At 37.8% G+C, this 21,040-nt stretch carries 9 protein-coding genes; 4 read left to right on the forward strand and 5 right to left on the reverse strand.

Features of this window, described 5'->3' with window-relative positions; translation table 11 throughout:
- Positions 1–43 precede the first annotated feature (43 nt).
- From ACSQ6I_RS26005 to ACSQ6I_RS26025, 5 genes are all read right to left on the reverse strand, one after another.
- The gene (locus tag ACSQ6I_RS26005; RefSeq protein ID WP_438893125.1) at positions 44–5,434 is read right to left on the reverse strand and encodes an ATP-binding sensor histidine kinase; all 5,391 of its coding nucleotides are present in this window, start codon (positions 5,432–5,434) and stop codon (positions 44–46) included.
- Between the two features lie 1,131 nt (positions 5,435–6,565).
- Entirely contained in the window at positions 6,566–8,869 is a 2,304-nt protein-coding gene (locus tag ACSQ6I_RS26010) for an NAD(P)-binding protein (RefSeq protein WP_438893126.1), read from the reverse strand.
- Positions 8,870–9,079: 210 nt separating this feature from the next.
- Positions 9,080–10,330, reverse strand: a complete 1,251-nt coding sequence (locus tag ACSQ6I_RS26015; protein WP_438893127.1) for a hypothetical protein — start codon at positions 10,328–10,330, stop codon at positions 9,080–9,082.
- Positions 10,331–10,472: 142 nt separating this feature from the next.
- Positions 10,473–10,967: a GNAT family N-acetyltransferase gene (locus ACSQ6I_RS26020; RefSeq protein ID WP_438893128.1), complete on the reverse strand. Its 495-nt coding sequence runs from the start codon at positions 10,965–10,967 to the stop codon at positions 10,473–10,475.
- Positions 10,968–11,189: 222 nt separating this feature from the next.
- On the reverse strand, positions 11,190–12,323 hold the full coding sequence (locus ACSQ6I_RS26025; RefSeq protein ID WP_438893129.1) for an RpoD/SigA family RNA polymerase sigma factor: 1,134 nt from the start codon (positions 12,321–12,323) through the stop codon (positions 11,190–11,192).
- Positions 12,324–13,105: 782 nt separating this feature from the next.
- Between ACSQ6I_RS26025 and priA the strand changes: the two genes are divergently transcribed.
- The 4 genes from priA (at position 13,106) to ACSQ6I_RS26045 (ending at position 21,018) form a co-directional block, all read left to right on the forward strand.
- The gene (priA, locus tag ACSQ6I_RS26030) at positions 13,106–15,703 is read left to right on the forward strand and encodes a primosomal protein N' (protein WP_438893182.1); all 2,598 of its coding nucleotides are present in this window, start codon (positions 13,106–13,108) and stop codon (positions 15,701–15,703) included.
- 12 nt (positions 15,704–15,715) lie between these two features.
- Positions 15,716–17,041, forward strand: a complete 1,326-nt coding sequence (locus tag ACSQ6I_RS26035) for an FAD-dependent oxidoreductase (protein WP_438893130.1) — start codon at positions 15,716–15,718, stop codon at positions 17,039–17,041.
- An 847-nt stretch (positions 17,042–17,888) separates the two neighbouring features.
- Positions 17,889–19,574, forward strand: coding sequence for a potassium-transporting ATPase subunit KdpA (gene kdpA / locus ACSQ6I_RS26040; RefSeq protein ID WP_438893131.1), 1,686 nt, complete (start codon positions 17,889–17,891; stop codon positions 19,572–19,574).
- Positions 19,575–19,902: 328 nt separating this feature from the next.
- Entirely contained in the window at positions 19,903–21,018 is a 1,116-nt protein-coding gene (locus ACSQ6I_RS26045; RefSeq protein ID WP_438893132.1) for an RRXRR domain-containing protein, read from the forward strand.
- Positions 21,019–21,040: the final 22 nt, after the last annotated feature.

Raw genomic sequence — 21,040 nt, forward strand, 5'->3', positions numbered from 1 at the left:
TCTTAATATTAATTAAAGTTTCTGACTAAAGGTTAAATATTGTTTAAATAACTTGATTGATAGCATTTACCGACTGCTTTTGTTGTAGTAGAGGAATTTCAATTACAAACTCTGCTCCTTCTCCAGGCGCAGAAATGCACTCAATCTTACCATGATGTTTATCTACAATGATTTGATAACTGATAGATAATCCTAAACCAGTACCTTCTCCTACTGGTTTTGTAGTAAAAAATGGATCAAATATCTTTTGTTTAACAGTTGCACTCATCCCTTTCCCATTATCTTTAATAGATATACTTACCCAATTAGGAATTACTATTTTGGTGGAGATTATAATAGTTTTCTGATGATAATTACCGGCTGCTCTCTGTTCCTGATTAAAATTATCTAAAGCATCAATAGCATTAACTAGAATATTCATAAATACCTGATTTAATTGCCCTGCATAACATTCAATTTTAGGCAAATCAGCATAATTTTTAATAATTTCAATAGCAGAACTCTTCCCATTAGCTTGGAGACGACTTTTCAAAATTACCAAAGTACTATCAATTCCCTCATGAATATTTACAAGCTTCATATCAGATTCATCAAGTCGGGAAAAGTTACGTAATGTCAGCACAATTTCACTAATGCGCTGCGTACCGTTTTTCATAGAAGACAGAGTTTTAGGTATGTCTTCTTTCAGAAAATCAAGTTGAATCTTTTCCATATAGTCATTAATTTTTGGTACAGCGTGAGGATATACTTCCTCATAAAGTTTAATTAAAGCAAGTAGATCATGTACATACTCATCAACGTAAGTTAAATTACCAGAAATAAAGCTAATAGGGTTATTGATTTCATGGGCAACACCTGCAACCATTTGCCCTAAACTAGACATCTTTTCAGTTTGAATAAGTTGGGCTTGTGTAAATTTAAGCTCACTTAGCGTTTCTTGCAATCTGCGATTATTTTCATTTAATTCCTGAGTTCTTTCAATAACTTTTTCCTCTAAATTTGCATATAATCTGGCATTTTCTAGGGAAATGGCAGCTTGAGAAGACAATATTTTTAAGACTAAAAACCTATTAGGAGTAAATGCTCCTACAATCAAAGTATTTTCTAGGTAAAGAATACCAATAAGTTTACCTTGATGAACAATAGGCATACATAGAACAGATTTAATTTTATTTTTAATAATATAAGGATCAGTTGTAAATATTCCTTCAGAAGTAGCATTACTAATCACTATATCTTCTCTAGTTCTTTCCACATATCTAATTAAAGATATAGGTAGATATTGGTTATCGTCATCGCCAACTATTTGATGAGATTTAAATTCGTTTTTATCAACGCCTTTTTTAGCTTCTATAAATAAATTGCCTTCTTTTTCTAAAATCATATAACCAGTTTCAGCACCAGCATTTTCAATCACAATCTGCATTAAACTTTCTAGTAACTCATCCAGAAGAATTTCTTCAGATAATGCTTGTGATGCTTTAATAACAGTAGTGAAATCCAGGTTATTTGTTTTAGAACTAGTAGCGGTTACAGTAATCGTCGTCTCCGTTGTATGTGCTTTATTTTTTGTCGATGACTGGGAAATTAACTCTCGATATCTTGACTCTAAATCTTTAACTTTAGCGATCGCACCCCAGCGCGTATAACCATAGTGAGCCTTCTTCATGTATAATGAAGCAAACTCGTTTCTTCCCAAAGCTAGATAAAATTCTGCTGCGCGTTCATAAGCTAAAGCCTCTTCTTGAATATATCCATTATTATTTGCACCCCGAATAGCCTGATCGTAATATTCCATTGCTACTAGAGTTTGCCCCAAAACTCTGGCTTTTTCGGCCTCTACAAGGTCATACTTGTGCTGGTTATTAACTGGAGCATGAGAAGCCCATTCCTGCAATTGCTCTTGATTCGCTGCTACTTTTTCTAAAACTTCTTTTAATTCATCTTCATGTTCTAACCCTAACTCAGAACTGCGCTCCAGATAGAGAGCAAGAAGTGCCAAAGAATAGTAAAAATTATACTGTACTACGTAAACGGTTCCATTTATACCAACTTCATATTGTTTGGCTAAATCAGCATTACTAATAGCTTTTTTATAGTTTTTAAAGAAATAACAAAGAATGGTTTTTCCGAAATATACATAAAAATTTGCAGTATTATTTTCCGTCAAATTCGGTATCATTGACGTATTAAAAATTTCACCTTCTAGATAAGATTCATTTATTTCTTTTCTAATAAAATCATATACTGTCTGCCTGAATATTTTTAGAGCAAAAGTAAAATAATGTTGTTTTATTTTTTGTGAAATAATTATATAGTTATCCTGGATTCTCTCAAGTGATTCTAAATTTTCTCCGGCAAAAAAATGATGTGCGAAAGACAAGAGAGCATTATAGCTTGCATATTCAAAATCTCCTATCTCTAAAGCAAGTTTAAATCCTTCTTCTAGAGGTTTTATTGATGTGTTAATATGCTCTTTCCAATGTTTAATAAACATATTAAATACTGCATAAAACTTAGGCTTTATCTCTCTAGTATCGAACTGGTCTAAAAGTTTTAAAGACAATAGACCAAATTGATATCCTAATTCAATATCTCGCAGAGGCTTCGGTATAATTATTAATATTAATCCGTAGGAAACATAAGCGTGTACGGCTAAAGATGAATTTCCATACTTGAGACAAAGCTCAATCATTGTAAAAACAATCAATGGATGAAGTGTAGGTTTTGTAAAATAAGCAGGAGGTATTGCTGTAATCAGCATTCTCATAGCAGCGAGTTTACTAGGATCAGTCATTTCTGGCAGATTAGCTAACTCCTCAATGCTCAATTCTGTCGGTGGTTTCTCAGATAAGGTAACTCCGAGCATTTCCAGAGTTTGTAAATCTATATCTAATGCTTCTCGCATCCTATTTTGAGAAACATAAGATTGAATCTTTTTCTCATATACTTTAAATGTATCAAGAATATTTTTACTATTTTGTATAACAATCTCAAAAAGCTTTTCTGCCTGCTCAAAATTTGTATTTAAATACTCCGCCTCTATTGTTTCTACATAAAGATTTAGTGTCAATTGATAATGAGTATGCCAACTATCATCTGCCAGCATTTCTAAGCCCATTTTAAAAAATTTAACAGCAGATTCATAAGCAGTAGAATCCTTAGCTTTGCTTCCAGCTATCAGATTCAATTGAGCCAGATTATATCTTTCTACTTGGGAATAAATTAATTCAGCACCGATATTGAGGTGGTTAACAATATCAAATATTTTTTCTTCTCTTGCGATTTGGTCTAAATTACTTAAAAGTAATTGACCAATTTTTAAGTGAACTTCCTTCTTCTTTCCATCTGGAATCAACGCATAAGCTGCTTGTTGTACTCGGTCATGGAGAAATTTATAGTCAATGATAAAATCATTAACCTGCTCTAAAAATTGAGGTAATTTATAAATATGATCTAGAGGCAAAATTAGACTAACCTCAAGAGCCTCCCACAATTCTTCTGCTGTATCTTTCTGAGATTTTTCATTAATAACAGAGAGGATATCTAAATTAAATCGGTTGCCAATACAAGCAGCAAGTTTAAGGGTATTTTGAGTAAAATACTGTAATTTTTGAATTTTGCCGAGCATTAACTCGACAACATTATCGGTAATACCTATTTCTTGAATTTGCTCAATTTTCCATTGCCAATTACCTGTACTAAAATCGAATAAAAGTAGATTTTCTTGATAAATAAACTTAATTACCTGAGTTAAGAAAAAGGGATTACCACCAGTTTTATTAAAAATTAACTCCGCCAAAGGCTTGACTTTTTCTAATTCACATTTAAGAGTATCAATAATTAATTGGTATATGTCAGTGATTTTTAAAGGTTGACAGTTAATTGTCCTGATAATTACATCAGTTTTTCCAATCTCCTGCAAAGTCAAAGTTAATGGATGAGTGCTATCTACCTCATTATCTCGGTAAGCTCCAATTATTAGTAAATTTTGAATTTCTATATCTGTAGATAATAGTTGAATTAATTTGAGAGAAGCTATATCTGCCCATTGTAAATCGTCTAAAAATAGAACTAAAGGGTTTTCTTTTTTGGCTAAGATACTTATAAACTTTTGAAAAAACAAATTGAAGCGATTTTGAGCTTCATTTGGGGCTAGTTGCGGTACTGCTGGTTGTTTACCTATAATTAGTTCTACTTCTGGAATTACATCAATAATAATCTGAGCATTAGGAGCTAATGCTTTTAATAACTTTTCTTTCCAAGCTGCTAACTGTGTCTCATTTTCTGTCAGTAATTGTCTAATCAATTCTTGCAAAGCTTGAATGAGGGACGCATAAGGAATATTGCGTTTAAATTGCTCAAATTTACCTGTAATGAAATAGCCTTTCTTTTGGATAATAGGCTTATGAATTTCATTGACTAGAGCCGACTTACCAATTCCTGAATAACCAGCAACTAATATCAACTCCTTTTGTCCTTGATTGACTTGCTCAAAGGCTGTTAATAAAGTTGCTATTTCTACTTCTCGACCATACAGTTTTTCTGGAATTTGTAATTGGCTAGATTGATCATGTTGTCCAATTGGAAAGCTATATATCTGAGTAATATTTTCTAGCTGATTCAAACAATTTTCTAGGTCAAATTGGAGTCCAAAAGCACTTTGATATCTTTCTTCAGCCGTCTTACTAAGTAACTTCATAACAATAGCAGAAATCACCTGGGGAATTTCTGGTTTTAACTGATCTACAGGTATTGGCTGTCTGGCAATATGACAGTGTATTAATTCCATTGGATCAGTAACATCAAAGGGTAATGTCCCAGTTAGCATTTCATAAAAAGTAACTCCCAAAGAATATAAATCGGTACGATAATCAAGCGAGCGATTCATCCTTCCTGTTTGCTCTGGGGATATATAAGCGAGGGTTCCCTCTAGCGAATCAGGATTACTAAATTTAGGTTTTTCTTTGGGGAGAAGAGATGAAATAGAAAAATCAATAATTTTAATTTGATGTGTTTGCCTGTTAACAAGAATATTTGCTGGTTTAATATCTTTATGAATAATATGATGTTGATGGACTTCGCCTATTGCTTGGGTAATTTCGATTGCTATTTTTAGAAAATCCAGCAATTCAATTTGCTGCTCTTTAATTAGACTATCAATAGATATGCTATCAAAATTTTCTAAAATTAACGCAAAACTATTATTATATTTTTCTAGACTGTAAGCTTTGATGACTCCTCCTATATCTAAATTTTTCAGGAGATCATATTCATATGATAATTTGGCAATATCTTTTAGGCTAGGATAATCTATATTTAAGATTTTAATGACTACTAATTTACCATCCTCACTGCTTTTGGCTTGATAAACAGTAGTTTTGTCTCCATTATAAATTAACTTTAAAATTTCGTAATTAGATAAATTAATCATGGCTTATCATTACACTCTTCTGGAAATTTTTCAGTACTTCTGAACGACTTATACCAATTTTATGTAAGGCTGCACAGAATAGTCAGAGAAGGTATTATTTTGTCATTCTGATAGCGCAGCATGGCGTTAGCCAGCCATAGTAGAGAGAAGAATCTAGGGTTTCAGCCACATTATAGAGATATTTCACTCCGCTGCGTTCAACATGAATATAGAAAGACTCTTTTCAAACAACCTTTAAAGCTACGTAATCTACTCGATTTTAATCAACATCAAGTTAGGTAGTTTTATAAGTACAGTTTGTCATTAATACGAGTAGCAAATTAAAACGCTGCTAACTCAGTATAACAATTTATCCTTCAGAGTAACTCCGAACCTCTTTTTTTTAGTAATGTATACTAAGTAATGTAACATCATATCAGCTTCTTGGTTTCATCTCGGCTCGGACAATGAGTCAGTTATTTCATCAAATTTATTCTTGATTACCGAATGGAGAGTAATAATGCTAACGTTTTATATTTTACAAGAGCAGAAAAAGTATATAGAAGAATACATGAATAAGGTTTCTCGCTCTTTTGCTTTAGAGTAAGCCACAAAATAAATGATCCTGTTTTGTCATGCTGAGTATAGCAAAGCGAAACGAAGCATCTCAAAGGATTCTTCACTACACTTCGTTCCGTATGGCTAACGCCACACTTTGTGAACAGAATGACATTGGGCATTTCTTTTTGTGGAGTTCTCTAATAGACTTTTAAAACATTCTTTTAAAAAACTTATAGCAATTGTGTGACAAATAATTTTTCGATGTCACTTATTCTCAATAAAATCAAAAAATTAAACCGCCTGTTCCACAAAAGTTTCAGATCACAGGAATTATGTTTTAGGGACTTCCAAATAAAAAAATCCCTGATTTGTAGGGTAGGTTAGGACGGTAGTCCGTAACCTACCATAAGTTTGAGGATAATGGTGGGTTACGCTGCGCTAACCCACCCTACAATTTTTGGGTAATTTATTTTTTGGTGTTCCCTTACAATACCAATTCTATGTGAAGCTGCGCTTTATTTATGTAGGGGAAATACCCTTCGGGAAGCAAGCTACATCTAAGATGGCTTTCTTCCCTCCTACACCCTTGAGCTAGTAGATCCAACAATCCCACTCACCAATAATTTTCTTTGTATATTTGATTTGAAAGCATTGCTGTAGAATTGCTCGCGTTGCTTGCATTCCTGACATTACCGTAGCTTCTACACAACCGGAATTGTAACCGTTATTGATCCAATCACCTGCTAGGTAAAGATTATTGAATCCAGATTCATCAGCTTTGAGGCGATACTTAGTACTTTGAGGAACAGAAAGTACATAACGCTCTGTAGGATTGATGTTAATTCGCCAATATTGAGCTTTAAACCGTTCTACACCCTGACGGTTTTGGTAATCTATCAGCAAATCCCAGTTTAATCCTTGAGGATTGTTAGGGAGAGTTGCATTAGGCCAAAGATGTCCAATGTGATTGGTGAGGAAATTCACGGCTTTTTCGTCGCCTTTGATCTGTTCTTGGGCAGGGAAACTATACTCACTCCTGGGGGGAATTCCTGGATCTGCAATCACGCCAGTAAAATAGGCAGTGTTATAAGGATAATGTTCCGAAGGCCAGTTTTCTCGTGGCAATAAATCACTCATATCCGCGTAGACATCAATAGGCTCAACATAAGCACCGAGAACGGGGCTGGACATTTTCCAGCCTAATTGCGGCAGGGTTGACTTGAGCCATAGCTGTCCACCTTGAGTGGTGACTGTTTTGACTCGATTCAACATATTGTTCCATTTTTGATGAGCAGGATTTTTCTCAGCTTGGAGTATTTCTTGACAGATAGAAGGTAAAGCCGCGATGGAAATACCAAGGAGTACGATATCAAAGTCTTTACCTTTGGTGAGTTTAAATGTTTCTACATCTTGCCAAGGTGTCCAATATGACTCTAGGTTAATTTCCTTGTCTTGGAGCTTTTTGGCTTCTTCGTCCACAATCTGATCGTAGAGAGGCTCACTAGGCCAACAAAGCAGGTCTTTGACGGGGATGAGAGGTTGATATTCCTGCTGTGGATGTTTTAAATTAACCTGACGTGCGATCGCAATTTCAGCTATAGATTCCTGATTCTGATCAAGGTGCAACTCCTTGACGACATGGAAGAATTTAAATTTCACACCCCGACGTTTGAGGACTTCATAGAGGGGCGTAATCACCGTATCACCCATGCCGGCTTGCATCTTCCACATGATTGCCCCGTTGTACTGGAACAAGATGGTCATGAGGATACGAATAGCTGTTCCTGCGGCTAATTGAGGGTTGTTGGTGTTCCCTTCTGGAAAGCCATAAACGAGATCATACAAAACTCGGATAAATGCTGAATTAACACTTGATTCCCGCGCTCCGTGTTTCCTCAACCAGTCTTTATAGTTATATTCATCTAGGTGGTCTAAACAACGATAATTAAGAACTCCATCAACAAATAAACCCTGAATGTTAGCTAGTGCTAAATCAATCAGAGTTAACCGCCACTGAATTTCAAAATTTTCTTCATCAGTATCCAAATAATTGCTAAAATGCTTTGTAAAGCGATTGATCAATTTCAGAATAAATTGATGCTGTTCTCGTTTATGATTTTTGGTGTTCTGAGGCAGAAATTGAGCAAAATTATAAGCAAGATTCAGAAACATTCCTTCTGAAGTAAAGTCAAGGTCTTTGACAGCTTTCCCCAAATTATTGTTGATATTTTCTAACCATTCTCCCCAATGGCTAGGTTCCTGTAGCAACAGTTGTATTAACTGGCTAGGAACTTGAATGAGACTCTCTTCTAAGAGAAATTCGATGATTTCTTTACCAAGGGATATTTGTTGATTAAGAGTTTCTAAACAGTTTTTAGATTGCGATTGTTTAGCATTGATTTCTGTATAAGTCTGAAAAACGAATTTAATAGTTGTGCAAATGTGTTGCCAAATCGAAGATTTACCACCACCTTCCCAGGGAACTAGAGAATTTGTGGGAAAGTCAAAGGGCAAGTTGATCCATTGCTGATTGATGTATTCTTCTAACACAATCAGGCTGTGAGGTTTGAAGGCATCTTCTATAGTACTGAAAGGGCCGTTTCCTCCTAATTCTTCATAACATTGATTGAGTAGACTAAAGGCATTTTCATAGAATCCAAAGAAGATGTGTAATCCATGCTCTTCAATGCGGTAATCAGGTTCATGATAAGGTTTGTGGGGCTGAAGATTTCGACCACTAGCACACTTTCCACCTAAACGCCAACCTGTTTGATAAATAGTAATCTCATAGAGGTTATTCCATCCTGGTTGGCTGGTTAATTCATAGGCTGTGGTTAAGGATGCTATTCCTCCGCCTAGGATGACAATCTTTTTCGGTTGATATGTTTCTGACATGATGATTTTTCCTGATTAAGATAGATATGCGTATGCCAATTAATTCCGTTCATGGAGAGTGCCGAAGAACCCCACCCCTAGCCCCTCCCCCTTCGGGTTCACCAGTCGCCTACGGTGGGAAACCCGCCTACAGCGCTGGTTCACCGCAAGCGAGGAGGGGAACTGGATTTATTAAGGATTTACTACAAATTACGAATTACGAATTACGAATTATTTTTGTTGTGCTTGCCACACGGTAGTACCATTTTGAAAACTAAAATCGAAATTAAGTAAAAAAGCAAGTTTGATAGGGATTTGTATAGATTCGCTACCTGGGGAATATCCTGTATGTAAGCCCAACTCTTGAACGATGGGTTGGCTGGCGAATTTATTGATTGTCAACTCAAATTTATCACCGAAATCATCGAAGCCAAGGAGTTCTCCGCCATGAAAAGTTTGTAGTTGCATGGGGGATTCAATGAGGGCTTGATAACAAGCTCGCCGACTATCTTCGGCATCGCGGAATTGTTTGAGGTTAACCAGTGGGACAATTTTTTCAATTAGGTAGTTAAGGAGATTGAATGGTAATCCTAAGCCGGGGATAAGTATTTCGTTGTCTTTGTCAAATAGTAAATTAGCGATCGCACTAATTCCTTCTTCAAAATTCTCCCAAGTCTTCACAGAGGGGTGTTTCTCTCCTTGGGAGACACGTCGGACTTCCAATAAACGAGCCTCTATAGCCTTGGTTTCTGGGGTAAACTCCTTAAATACCAAGGTGTCTAAAGTAAATAAATCTGGTGGTTGATCAATTTTGGGCATCTGCACCGTCCCAAATTGTTTAAAGAAGCCGTACACTTCCCTCCCTGATACTAGAGGAGTGGCATTATTGACATAGATGTATGGTATGAACCAAGCCAGACGTTCAGCGACAAACACAGGCCCGACTTTTTTCCCAACCACTGTTAACATCCAAAAAACAACTTCCTGTTCTTGGACTGTTCCTTTGTCATAATCGGGAGGATTAACGGATCTTAAACTGTCTAAATTGTTGATAGTCAGAATGACGTGAGACATAACCGGACGATATTCAATCTCCCCATTGCTGGGATGATTGAGATATTTGTCACACACATCCTGAAGCTTTGACATTGAAGCTTCAATCGCAAAGCCATACATTGTCGTCCCTTTAATTTCATAGGGTTGATTGAAAGCCTGGCCATCTGCTTGTTCAACATACTGAGGATAGGAAGATTTTTGTTTGCATCCACAACAATGAGACTTGACGAAACTTGCCATATCTTCCTCCATGTTTTTGCCTTTTGCGGCTAAATCTTGGAGTAGTTGATCTGGCGTTTGTTGGATTTGGTTCAGGTAATTAGTTAGATTTTGTGGTTCTTGAAAAAGTTCTGTAAATGCACTCATAGCACCGAGTGCTGTATGAAAACTAGTCTGCATTGCTTGGGAGGGGCAATTTGTATTCATATACCTTTGGGAAAGCAGTTAGTTATTTCTACGGTGATGTGCCGTTATTTCTTACTATGACTATAAACGAAACAACTAGGTTTATACTCAACAGCTAATATCAAGGTACTACAAAAAAGAGATTACATAATTTAAGAAGTGATTAACCTTGTCCTGCTAAATGTGACAGTGCCTCTGCTGTAACACGACAAATTCGCCAATCATCTAAAATATCTGCCCCCATACGACGATAAAACGCCTGTGCTGATACATTCCAATCTAAGACACTCCACTCTAAGCGCCCACAATCCCGTTCTATAGCTATCTTGGCTAGTTTAGTGAGTAAAGCTTTACCAATACCTTGTCGTCGAAATTCAGGTACAACAAACAAATCTTCCAGATAAATTCCTGGCTTAGTCAAAAAAGTAGAATAATTTTGAAAAAATAGGGCAAACCCTACAGCTTGCCCCGCCGATTCTGCTAATATTGCCTCTATATATTTTGGTGAACCAAATAAATGCTCCTTTAGTGCCAGAGCATCACCCGTTACAGCATGAGATAACTTCTCATATTCTGCCAGACACTGAATTAACGCAAATAGAGTATGACAATCATTTGGTTCAGCAAAACGTACAATCAAATCACTACGCAAAGTCATTAGTCTTTAATCTATAGTCCACAGTCCATAGTTTATACTGAAGCCCATAAATTTTCTTAACTAATAAGTAGTCGGACAAAATTAAATTCACTCGTTGAGAGAGGGAACTCTTAACAGGGAACTCTGAACAGAGAAATCAGTTGTGTAACTAAATTCTGTCTCATTACTAATCTCCTTCTGACTCCTGACTCCTGACTCCTGACTCCTGACTCCTGACTCCTGCTATATCAACCACCCCTTTAAACGTTTAGCAATATGGGGGCGACGTAACTTCCGCATAGCTTTACTTTGAATTTGACGCACTCGCTCACGGGAAAGATTAAACATATTCCCAACCTCCTCTAAAGTGCAGGGTTCACTCGTCGTCAGCCCATAGCGCAGAGAAATCACATCCTTCTCCCGTGGAGTGAGGACATCACCTAAAACTTCCCAAATCTCCTGACGCATCATGTTTTCATTCATTTTTGCTTCTGGAGACTGGTTATCCTCATCTTCCAGCAAATCCATCAATTCAGTATCTTCTTCCTTACCAACACGGTGATTGAGAGATAACGCTTGACGACGGAGTTGTTGAAGTTGTCGCAGTTGCTGAACGCTAATTTCCAAAGATTCAGCCATTTCAGCTTCCGAGGGGTTACGAGCTAATTTTTGCTTGAGTTCCCTTTGGGCTTTTTTAAGCTTGTTAAGTTTTTCAACAATATGGATTGGTAAACGGATAGTTCGCGCATCATTAGCGATCGCTCTGGTAATAGCCTGTCTAATCCACCAGTAAGCGTAGGTTGAAAACTTATATCCTTTATCAGGGTCAAACTTTTCTGTAGCGCGGTTTAAGCCCATTGCACCTTCTTGGATCAAATCCAGAAAAGGAACTCCCCGGTTTAGATAACGTTTAGCGATAGATACCACCAACCGCAGGTTAGAACGAATCATTTTCCGCTTCGCAACCCGTCCTTGATACAAGCGGCTTTCCAATTGTTTTTCTGTCATCTCAAACTTGGAAGCCACTTCGTTTTTACTCGGTTGCTGTCCCAGTTCCAATTCCAAAGCTGCTTGTAAGTCTTTTACCTCTTCGAGAAACCTAACTCGCCTCGCTAACTCCACCTCTTCATCGGCTTTTAGGAGCGGGTAACGCGCCATTTCTTTAAAAAACGCGCCTACAGCATCGTCATGTTCGGTTTTATTGTATCCCGAAGGGCGAGCGGCTGCCATGTCATCCCCATTCCGTTCCTCTGACTCCAAATTTTCTACAATTGCAGAGTCATCAAATACTACTGCATCCAAACTATCAAGTGATGGTTCTTCATGATCAGTAGCGTTCTCCAGTATTTCCATTGTTCCCAATTCAGCAATATTCATAAGTTTTTTTTCGGGATTGTTGCTTTGTTTGGTACATAATTTAGTGACAGCCGCTCATTTGAGGCTTGGTAGTTTTCCTTTAAGGATGAATACACTCATTAACGAGAGCAAAATACAATTTTCTTGAAAATTCCTCAGTCGGAATGAAAATCTGTATCCATCCGTCATCCTTTTGGTTACTTTTAGATACAATTTATATTGTCTTTGCACCCAAAATACCATCTTTTTCCACTACCAGCAGACATATTCCTCATTTTTTTATTGATCACCAAATATGTCAAACCCCCTCAAACATTCTCAACCTTAACAAATATAAAAATTCCATCTCAGGAATGCTACGTCTTAAATTTTCATGTATTTTCCTAGATTTTTGTTGGTTTTAGAGGATAGAAGTGGAAGCTTCCCAAATGATACAAATTACAAAAATGGTAGCTTAAAATCCGGACAATCTTAATTGTATAAAAGCATCTCACATAGAAAAAGTATTTAATATCTATCGTTAGGTGGAAAAAGCATACTCCATATTTAGTAGATAAAAAAACGTTTTATTTACATATCAGATACGTTCATTTGTATAGTCAATATCAAACATTTATTGCACGTACCGTAGAAATTAATTTGTCTAGTAGATTACACAAGTTAAAACTTATCAAGTATGATTGGTAATAAAAGTATTGCGAAATACAGTTTGCTTGTAGTAATGTCAGCAGTTAAAGTTAAGTGAGCTTAGTCAATTTCCTCCAAGTATATGGCGATAATATCTATCTAAAAACTTAGGAATGATGTATACTAATACCGTAAAATTGTCTTCTGTAGTCGTAGCTGAACCTGGAGAGTCATACCAGTCAAAAACAACTGTTTATAGATGGATTGAAGTACTCGTAGATTGTCCAGGAAGCTCAGAGCTATTTACATACGAAATACCGCCTCAGTTAGAAATCAAACCAGGGGATATTTTGACTGTTCCCTTTGGGGCGCAACAAGTGGGTGCGATCGCTATTCGCTTCTTGTCTCAACCGCCAGCAGATTTAGCACCAGAGAAAATTCGGGAAGTAGAAGATGTAGTCAGCAGAAAATTTTTCCCTAGCACCTATTGGGAATTGCTCAATCGCATCGCCGCTTATTACTATACGCCGCTGATTCAGGTAATTCGGGTGGCTTTACCACCAGGATTATTAGGGCGATCGCAACGTCGTCTACGTTTGACATCCTTGGGAAGAGATCAAGATGTCTCTAGCAATACTTCAGTGTTCATGTCACCCACAGCGCAACAAGTTTTATCACTGCTGCAAAAAACTCCTACAGGTGACTACAGTTATTACTATATTCAACAAAAAGTTAAATCTTCCTATCGAGGAATTCGTGAACTAACCCGTTTGGGATTAGCAGAAAACTATTTAGAACCGCCCCGACAAAATCAACCCAAACTCCAAAAAGCAGTAACACTAATAGATAATAATGACCGAGATTTAACCACCCGTCAAAGAGAAATTATTGAAGTATTGCGGCGACAAGGTGGAGAATTATGGCAAAGTGAATTATTACAAATTTGTAGTGCCAGTACTTCTATCCTCAAAACTTTGGTAGAAAAGGGATATATAGTAATTGAAGAACGGGAAATATTACGCAGAGAACAAAGTCCCCTCATGGCTGGGGATCAGGCAAAATCTTTAACAAATGCTCAAACTAACGCCCTAGAATTAATACAATCTTTAAATGGATTTGCTCAAGTTTTATTACATGGGGTAACAGGTTCAGGAAAAACAGAAGTATATTTACAAGCGATCGCACCTCTCCTCAATCAAGGTAAATCTGCTTTAGTCTTAGTTCCCGAAATTGGACTCACACCCCAACTCACAGACAGATTCCGCGCCCGATTTGGAAACCGAGTCCAGGTTTATCACAGCGCCCTCTCCGACGGTGAACGCTACGACACATGGCGACAAATGTTCACCGGAGAACCTCAAGTAGTAATTGGGACTCGCAGCGCCATTTTCGCTCCTTTACCCAATTTGGGTTTAATCATCTTAGATGAAGAACACGACAGTAGCTTTAAACAAGATTCTCCCATTCCCACCTACCACGCCCGTACAGTCGCCCAATGGCGGGCAGAATTAGAACATTGTCCGTTAATTTTGGGTTCCGCTACTCCTTCTTTGGAGAGTTGGGTGAGTGTTGGTAGTCCCGGAACCCCACCCCCTAGCCCCCTCCCCGCAAGCGAGGAGGGGGGACAGGATATTTCAACCTTTATTCCCGCAAGCGAGGAGGGGGGACAGGAGATTATTCGGGACTCAACAGTTTACCTTTCACTCCCGGAACGGATTAACTCGCGTCCCTTACCACCTGTGGAAATCGTGGATATGCGTCGGGAGTTACAGGAGGGAAATCGGTCTATATTTAGTAGATCCCTACAAGAAGCGTTGGAACAGCTACAGGAAAAGAAACAGCAGGGAATTTTATTTATTCATCGTCGGGGACATAGCACTTTTGTTTCTTGTCGGAGTTGTGGTTATGTGCTGGAATGTCCACATTGTGATGTTTCTTTGGCTTATCACCATGTAGAAGAGGGTGCGCCGCAATTATTAAGGTGTCATTATTGTAATTATGGGCGATCGCATCCTCCACACTGTCCAGAATGCAGTTCTCCCTATTTAAAGTTCTTCGGCAGCGGAACTCAACGCGTAGCACAGGAATTAAATCGCCAATTTCCTAACCTCAAATTAATTCGCTTTGATAGCGATACCACCCGCAACAAAGGCGCACACCGCAACTTACTCACCCAATTTGCGAACGGTGAAGCAGATTTATTAGTGGGAACACAAATGCTTACCAAAGGTTTAGACTTACCCCAAGTTACCCTTGTTGGTGTTGTCGCTGCTGATGGGTTACTACATTTATCAGACTATCGCGCCAATGAAAGAACATTTCAAACCCTCACCCAAGTAGCCGGACGTGCAGGAAGAGGAGAAGATCCAGGCAGGGTAATTGTGCAAACTTATACCCCAGAACATCCAGTCATTGAAGCAGTACAAAAACATGATTATCACTCTTTCTCTAATGCAGAATTAGAACAAAGAGAAGCTCTGAATTATCCCCCTTATGGTAGGTTAATTTTATTGCGGTTGAGTAGTCTTGACCCCATTCAAGTCCAAAATACAGCCCAAATCATTGCTACAACTTTCAGTGATCAAGAAGGCTTTGAGATATTGGGGCCAGCACCAGCTAGTATTTTACGTGTAGCTAATCGTTATCGCTGGCAAATATTGCTCAAATTTGACCATGAGGCATTACCTAATTTACCTGATTGGCAAGAAATTAGAGCGCTTTGTCCCCCCTCAATCAGCTTAACAATAGATGTAGACCCCATTAATATTATGTAATAGTTCAAAGTTATGGTTAAAAAAGTTGCAATTATCGGTGCAGGCCCTAGTGGTGTTCTTCTTGCTCATTACTTATTGCGTCGGGATGAAAAATATCAAATTGATATTTATGAACGTCGGAGCGATCCCCGGACTGTAAATTTCTCCAAAATACGCACCTTTCCGATTTCCCTCTGTGAACGAGGGACAAATGCTTTACGTCAGATTCCTGGTCTGGAAGAAGCAGTTAAAGCAGTGAGTGTGGAAATGACAGGAACAATTTTCCACGGGAAAAAAGGCAAAACTCAGGTAACTAGTAGAAAAAAACCGCTAGTAACTTTAGACCGTACTAACTTGGCAAATGTACTGTTAGAAAAATTACTAGAAAACTACGATCATACTCGGCTCAATGTTCACTTCAAGCATCAATGTTTACAAGTAGATTTTGCTGCTAAAAAACTGAAATTGCAAAAACTAAAACCAGAAACTACTTCTCAAGAAATAGAATCTGAATTTACCATTAATTATGATTTATTGATTGGTGCAGATGGTGCGCGTTCTGTGGTGAGAGAGCATTTAGTCAACACAGAAGTCTTTGAATGTCAACAGAATTATGTTCCCAATGCTTACAAATCAATTTTTTTACCTAATCCAGATCAAACTCCAGGAATCGATCTGCAAAAAAACAAGATTCACACTTGGCGATTAAGTAATGGTGTAGCTATGTTAATGCTACATCAGCCAGATGAAACAATTAGTGGTGTAATTCATTTCCCCTATGCTAAAAATCCGATAGCAGAACTTAAAAACGCCGAAAAAGTAACTGAATTTTTTCACGAAAATTTCCCAGAAATTGCTCAGATAATGCCAGAATATGAAGCTGAAGCATTTTCACAAAGACCAATATCACAAGTTTTAACAGTTCGCTGCAATCGCTATCATTACGGTGATAGTGTCTTATTAATTGGTGATGCTGCTCATGCGGTTTCCCCTTCTATTGGTCAAGGGTGTAATTCAGCATTAGAAGATGTGGTGGTATTGGATAAATTGTTAGATGAATATGCTGATAATTTAGCATTAACCCTAGAAAATTATAGTATTATTCGTCAACCAGATGCTTTTGCATTACGGGAATTAAGTGACTATTGTTTTCCTACTTCTAAAAAGTTATTTACTGAATTTATTATTCGCAATAGTTTAGGAAAAATTCTCCATCAAATATTTCCAAAAACTTTCTTTCCACCTATATTTGATGCGGTATTCGCAGCCGATATTTCCTATAAAGAAATTTTGCATAAAAACCAAAATTGGATATCCAGAGTCAAGAAATCGAATGATCAGTTTTTCGCTAATAATTAATACATTCATCCCCATGTAATATTTAGTAGGACTTATGCAAAAACTCTGCCCAACTCCTATTCCTCTGTGTCCTCTGCGGTTCATTTCTTCATGATTTTGCGTCAGTCCTGATTAGTTATCTTTTTCCTTGCCTACGCGAACGCGTTCTTTGCAGTACCATGCGGGAAGCTTCTCCATGTCTACATTTCAACCGTATTCTTTTCGTAGAACGGGAGTATACTGCAAAAGGGTAAAACCTGAACTTATGTCATACTGTATCCCTGACGGGAGCGTTAGCCATACGTAACGTAGTGCAGCGTTCAGAATGACACTTTTAACCCGTTTTTAGTATAACAACTAAATTAATCAAAAATTATGTAACTATGAATACCTTTAACGTGCAAATCTGGGAGTAAGGATTTAGCTTGAATTTATACAGATAAACTTGATATGCTGAACTGATCAGAATTTTTACCAAAATTCAGCGATTATAGAATATAATCATCTGCTAACCTCACTCTGGTTAATATATGGCAGATATGGCAGAGTAAATGGTATTAACTTATACGATTAAGACGTGAATGATGTAATAAAAGTATCATATATTTTAATTTTATTGAAAGTATATTTTGGTGAATGTATTGTATAAACAGATAATAATAACTAGCCAAATAGGTGAGTAATAGTAGAATTGAAATATTCTTAACAACAACTTCCACAAGTATTGAGAATATAGTAAATCAAGATTGATACATTGAGGTGATATATAGAAATCATTCAATCACTAGCAATCAAATTTCCCCGTAATTTAAGTATTATTTTTCAGCATTGACAGGCTATAACTTCAGTTTAATTGAGTACAAACTACATGGGACAAGGTTTTTTACAAATTGCGTTAACGCTCCTTATTGTCATATTCATTACTCCTAAATTGGGAAGATACATAGCTAAGGTCTTTTTGGGAGAAAGCACAATTCTGGATGTGATCATGAACCCGATAGAGAAAATTCTCTATATATTAGCGGGTGTTCGCGGAAAAGATGAGATGACAGGTTGGCAATATATCCGTGCAGTATTATGCAGCAACCTGGCTATGGGTATTTTTGTATATGCAGTAATCCATTATCAAAGACTTTTACCCTGGAATCCCAACGGTTTTGGGGCGATGAGATGGGATACATTGCTACACACGACAATTTCTTTTTTGACTAATACAGATCAACAACACTACATCGGGGAAACTACTTTAAGCTACTTTAGCCAAATAGCGGCTTTAGGCTTTTTAATGTTCACGTCAGCTGCAACTGGGTTAGCGGTAGGAATTGCTTTTATTCGGGGGTTAACGGGGAGAAAGTTAGGGAATTTTTATGTTGATCTCACCCGTGCCATCACCAGGATATTACTACCTCTATCTATTATCGGTGCGATCGCTCTCATTGCCTTAGGTGTACCACAAACATTAGATCAAACATTGGTGATCCAAACCTTAGAAGGAGGAACCCAATATATTGCTAGAGGACCAGTTGCTTCCTTTGAAAGCATCAAGATGTTAGGGGAAAACGGTGGTGGTTTTTTTGCTGCTAACTCTGCCCATCCCTTTGAAAATCCCAATGGCGCTTCTAATTTATTAGAAATGATCGCCATGCTTTCTATTCCCACATCCTTAATTTACACCTACGGCGTATTTGCCAACAACCTCAAACAAACTTGGTTACTGTTTTGGATGGTATTTGTCATTTTTGTGATTCTAATCTGGATTACAGCCGTTGGTGAAATGCAAGGGAATCCCCTAATTAACAAAATTGTTAGTGCCGAAATACCAAACTTAGAAGGCAAAGAACTGCGATTTGGCTGGGCAGAAACTGCATTATGGGCAGTCACAACTACCGCTACCATGTGCGGTGCAGTCAACGGGATGCATGATTCACTCATGCCTCAAGGAGTATTTGCTACCTTATTCAATTTATTTTTGCAAATCATTTGGGGAGGACAGGGAATAGGAACAGCCTATCTATTCATTTACCTAATTCTGACCGTGTTTTTGACCGGCTTAATGGTAGGACGCACCCCAGAATTTTTTGGCCGCAAAATTGAACAAAAGGAAATCGTGCTGGCCAGCGTCGTGCTGCTGATTCATCCGATTTTGGTTTTGATTCCTAGTGCGATCGCTCTAGCATATCCCATATCTCTATCAGGAATCAGCAACCCCAGCTTTCACGGTATCTCTCAAGTAGTTTATGAATACGCCTCAGCCGCTGCAAATAATGGTTCTGGCTTAGAAGGTTTGAAAGATAATACTCTGTGGTGGAACTTAAGTTCCAGCTTCAGTATTTTAGCAGGGCGCTACATCCCCATTATTGCTATCCTCCTTTTGGCTGATAGTATGTCCCACAAACCAAAAGTACCAGAAACCCGTGCTACTCTCAAAACCGATTCTCTCATGTTTACCAGCATCACCGCTGGCGTAACCATCATCTTAGGAATACTAACTTTCTTCCCAGTTTTAGCTTTAGGCCCCATAGCCGAAGCTTTTAAACTAGCTTCTGGAAATTAGGAAACTGGGGACTGGGTAAAAGTTTTCCCAATTACCAATCACCCATGACCAATTACCAATGACCTAATATGTCAATAACTCAGGGCTGAAGCCACTGAGCTTGTAAGAAACAAGTCTTACGTGTTTGACTAGCTCATTGAGACGCAGTTTGGTACGAACTTCCGAATACTTCCCCAGTTCGGATTATCTTCAAACTATCTTGTTAATAGTGTTGCTTTGGGCAAGACATCTTAACTGCGTTGAGCGAGGGGACTTAAACTTGACACCTCGACTACGCTCGGTGTAAGCCTGAGCGAAGCCGAAGGCTTACTCCAAGGATTATCTCTTGATGCGAGTACCTGTAATTTCATTAGACAATATTCCATTAATGCCAGCCAAACCTAGTCGCGCTAGACGTTGGATTAAAGAAGGTAAAGCAATTGGTAAATTCAACAAGTTAGGTATTTTCTATGTCCAGTTAATAGCTGAACCATCTGGCATGAAAACTCAAGAAATAGTAATTGGATTAGACCCAGGCAAAATGTTTTCTGGTGTAGCGGTTCAATCTCAAAAATACACCTTACAAATGTTGCACTTAGTTTTACCATTCAAAACTGTTAAAGACAGAATGGAACAACGGTCTATGTTACGACGCGGTAGACGAGGTAGACGAGTTAACCGAAATTTGTCTTTCAATAAACGTAGTCACCGTCAAGCTAGGTTTGATAATCGTCGGGGGTCTAAACTTCCTCCAAGTATTCGAGCAAACAAAGATTTAGAATATCGGATAATCACACTTCTTTGTGATATTTACCCAGTAAAAACAATTGTCGCTGAAGAGGTAGAAGCAAGAGGAGATAAGAGTTTTAGTCCAGTAATGGTAGGTCAAAGATATCAAATTAACCGATTATCTGAACTAGCAAAAGTAGAATTAAGAAAAGGATGGGAAACATCGAATCTTCGTAAACACTTGGGTTTACACAAAGCAAAGTCTGATAAGTCTCTACAAATCCCAGAGACTCACGCAGTTGACGCTGTGACACTAGCGTGTTCCGAATTTGTTAAATATAAGTCGTGGGAAGGTGCTAAAACTCATGGTGCTAGTTGGGTGGGAAATGCAATTATTACCAATTCTCAATTTACGATTTTACGCCGTCCTCCAATCAGTCGCAGACAGCTACACTTAATGGTTTTTTCAAAAGGTGGAAATAGACGAAAATACGGAGGTACTGTGACCAGACATGGCTATAGGAAAGGTGATTATGTTGAAGCTACTCAAGGCAATAAAACATATAGAGGCTGGGTAAGTGGAGACACAAAAACTCAAGTTTCAGTTAGTGATTTTAACTGGAAACGGTTAGGGCAATTCAGTAAAAACAAAGTCCGACTAATTAGGCGCTCTATTGGAATAATCATCACTGCGGTTAAAACCGCTCGCGTCGCTTCCCTCTCAGCACTAAAGTGACTGAGTTTCCCACTTACCAGGT

The sequence above is a fragment of the Anabaena sp. WFMT genome (assembly GCF_051781005.1).
Lineage (GTDB): Bacteria > Cyanobacteriota > Cyanobacteriia > Cyanobacteriales > Nostocaceae > Anabaena.

What these genes read in the sequence shown, in the direction of transcription:
- ACSQ6I_RS26005 (WP_438893125.1), bottom strand. Translation starts at nt 5,434, where the DNA reads ATGATTAATTTATCTAATTACGAAATTTTAAAGTTAATTTATAATGGA.
- ACSQ6I_RS26010 (WP_438893126.1), bottom strand. Translation starts at nt 8,869, where the DNA reads ATGTCAGAAACATATCAACCGAAAAAGATTGTCATCCTAGGCGGAGGA.
- ACSQ6I_RS26015 (WP_438893127.1), bottom strand. Translation starts at nt 10,330, where the DNA reads ATGAATACAAATTGCCCCTCCCAAGCAATGCAGACTAGTTTTCATACA.
- ACSQ6I_RS26020 (WP_438893128.1), bottom strand. Translation starts at nt 10,967, where the DNA reads ATGACTTTGCGTAGTGATTTGATTGTACGTTTTGCTGAACCAAATGAT.
- ACSQ6I_RS26025 (WP_438893129.1), bottom strand. Translation starts at nt 12,323, where the DNA reads ATGAATATTGCTGAATTGGGAACAATGGAAATACTGGAGAACGCTACT.
- priA (WP_438893182.1), top strand. Translation starts at nt 13,106, where the DNA reads ATGTATACTAATACCGTAAAATTGTCTTCTGTAGTCGTAGCTGAACCT.
- ACSQ6I_RS26035 (WP_438893130.1), top strand. Translation starts at nt 15,716, where the DNA reads ATGGTTAAAAAAGTTGCAATTATCGGTGCAGGCCCTAGTGGTGTTCTT.
- kdpA (WP_438893131.1), top strand. Translation starts at nt 17,889, where the DNA reads ATGGGACAAGGTTTTTTACAAATTGCGTTAACGCTCCTTATTGTCATA.
- ACSQ6I_RS26045 (WP_438893132.1), top strand. Translation starts at nt 19,903, where the DNA reads ATGCGAGTACCTGTAATTTCATTAGACAATATTCCATTAATGCCAGCC.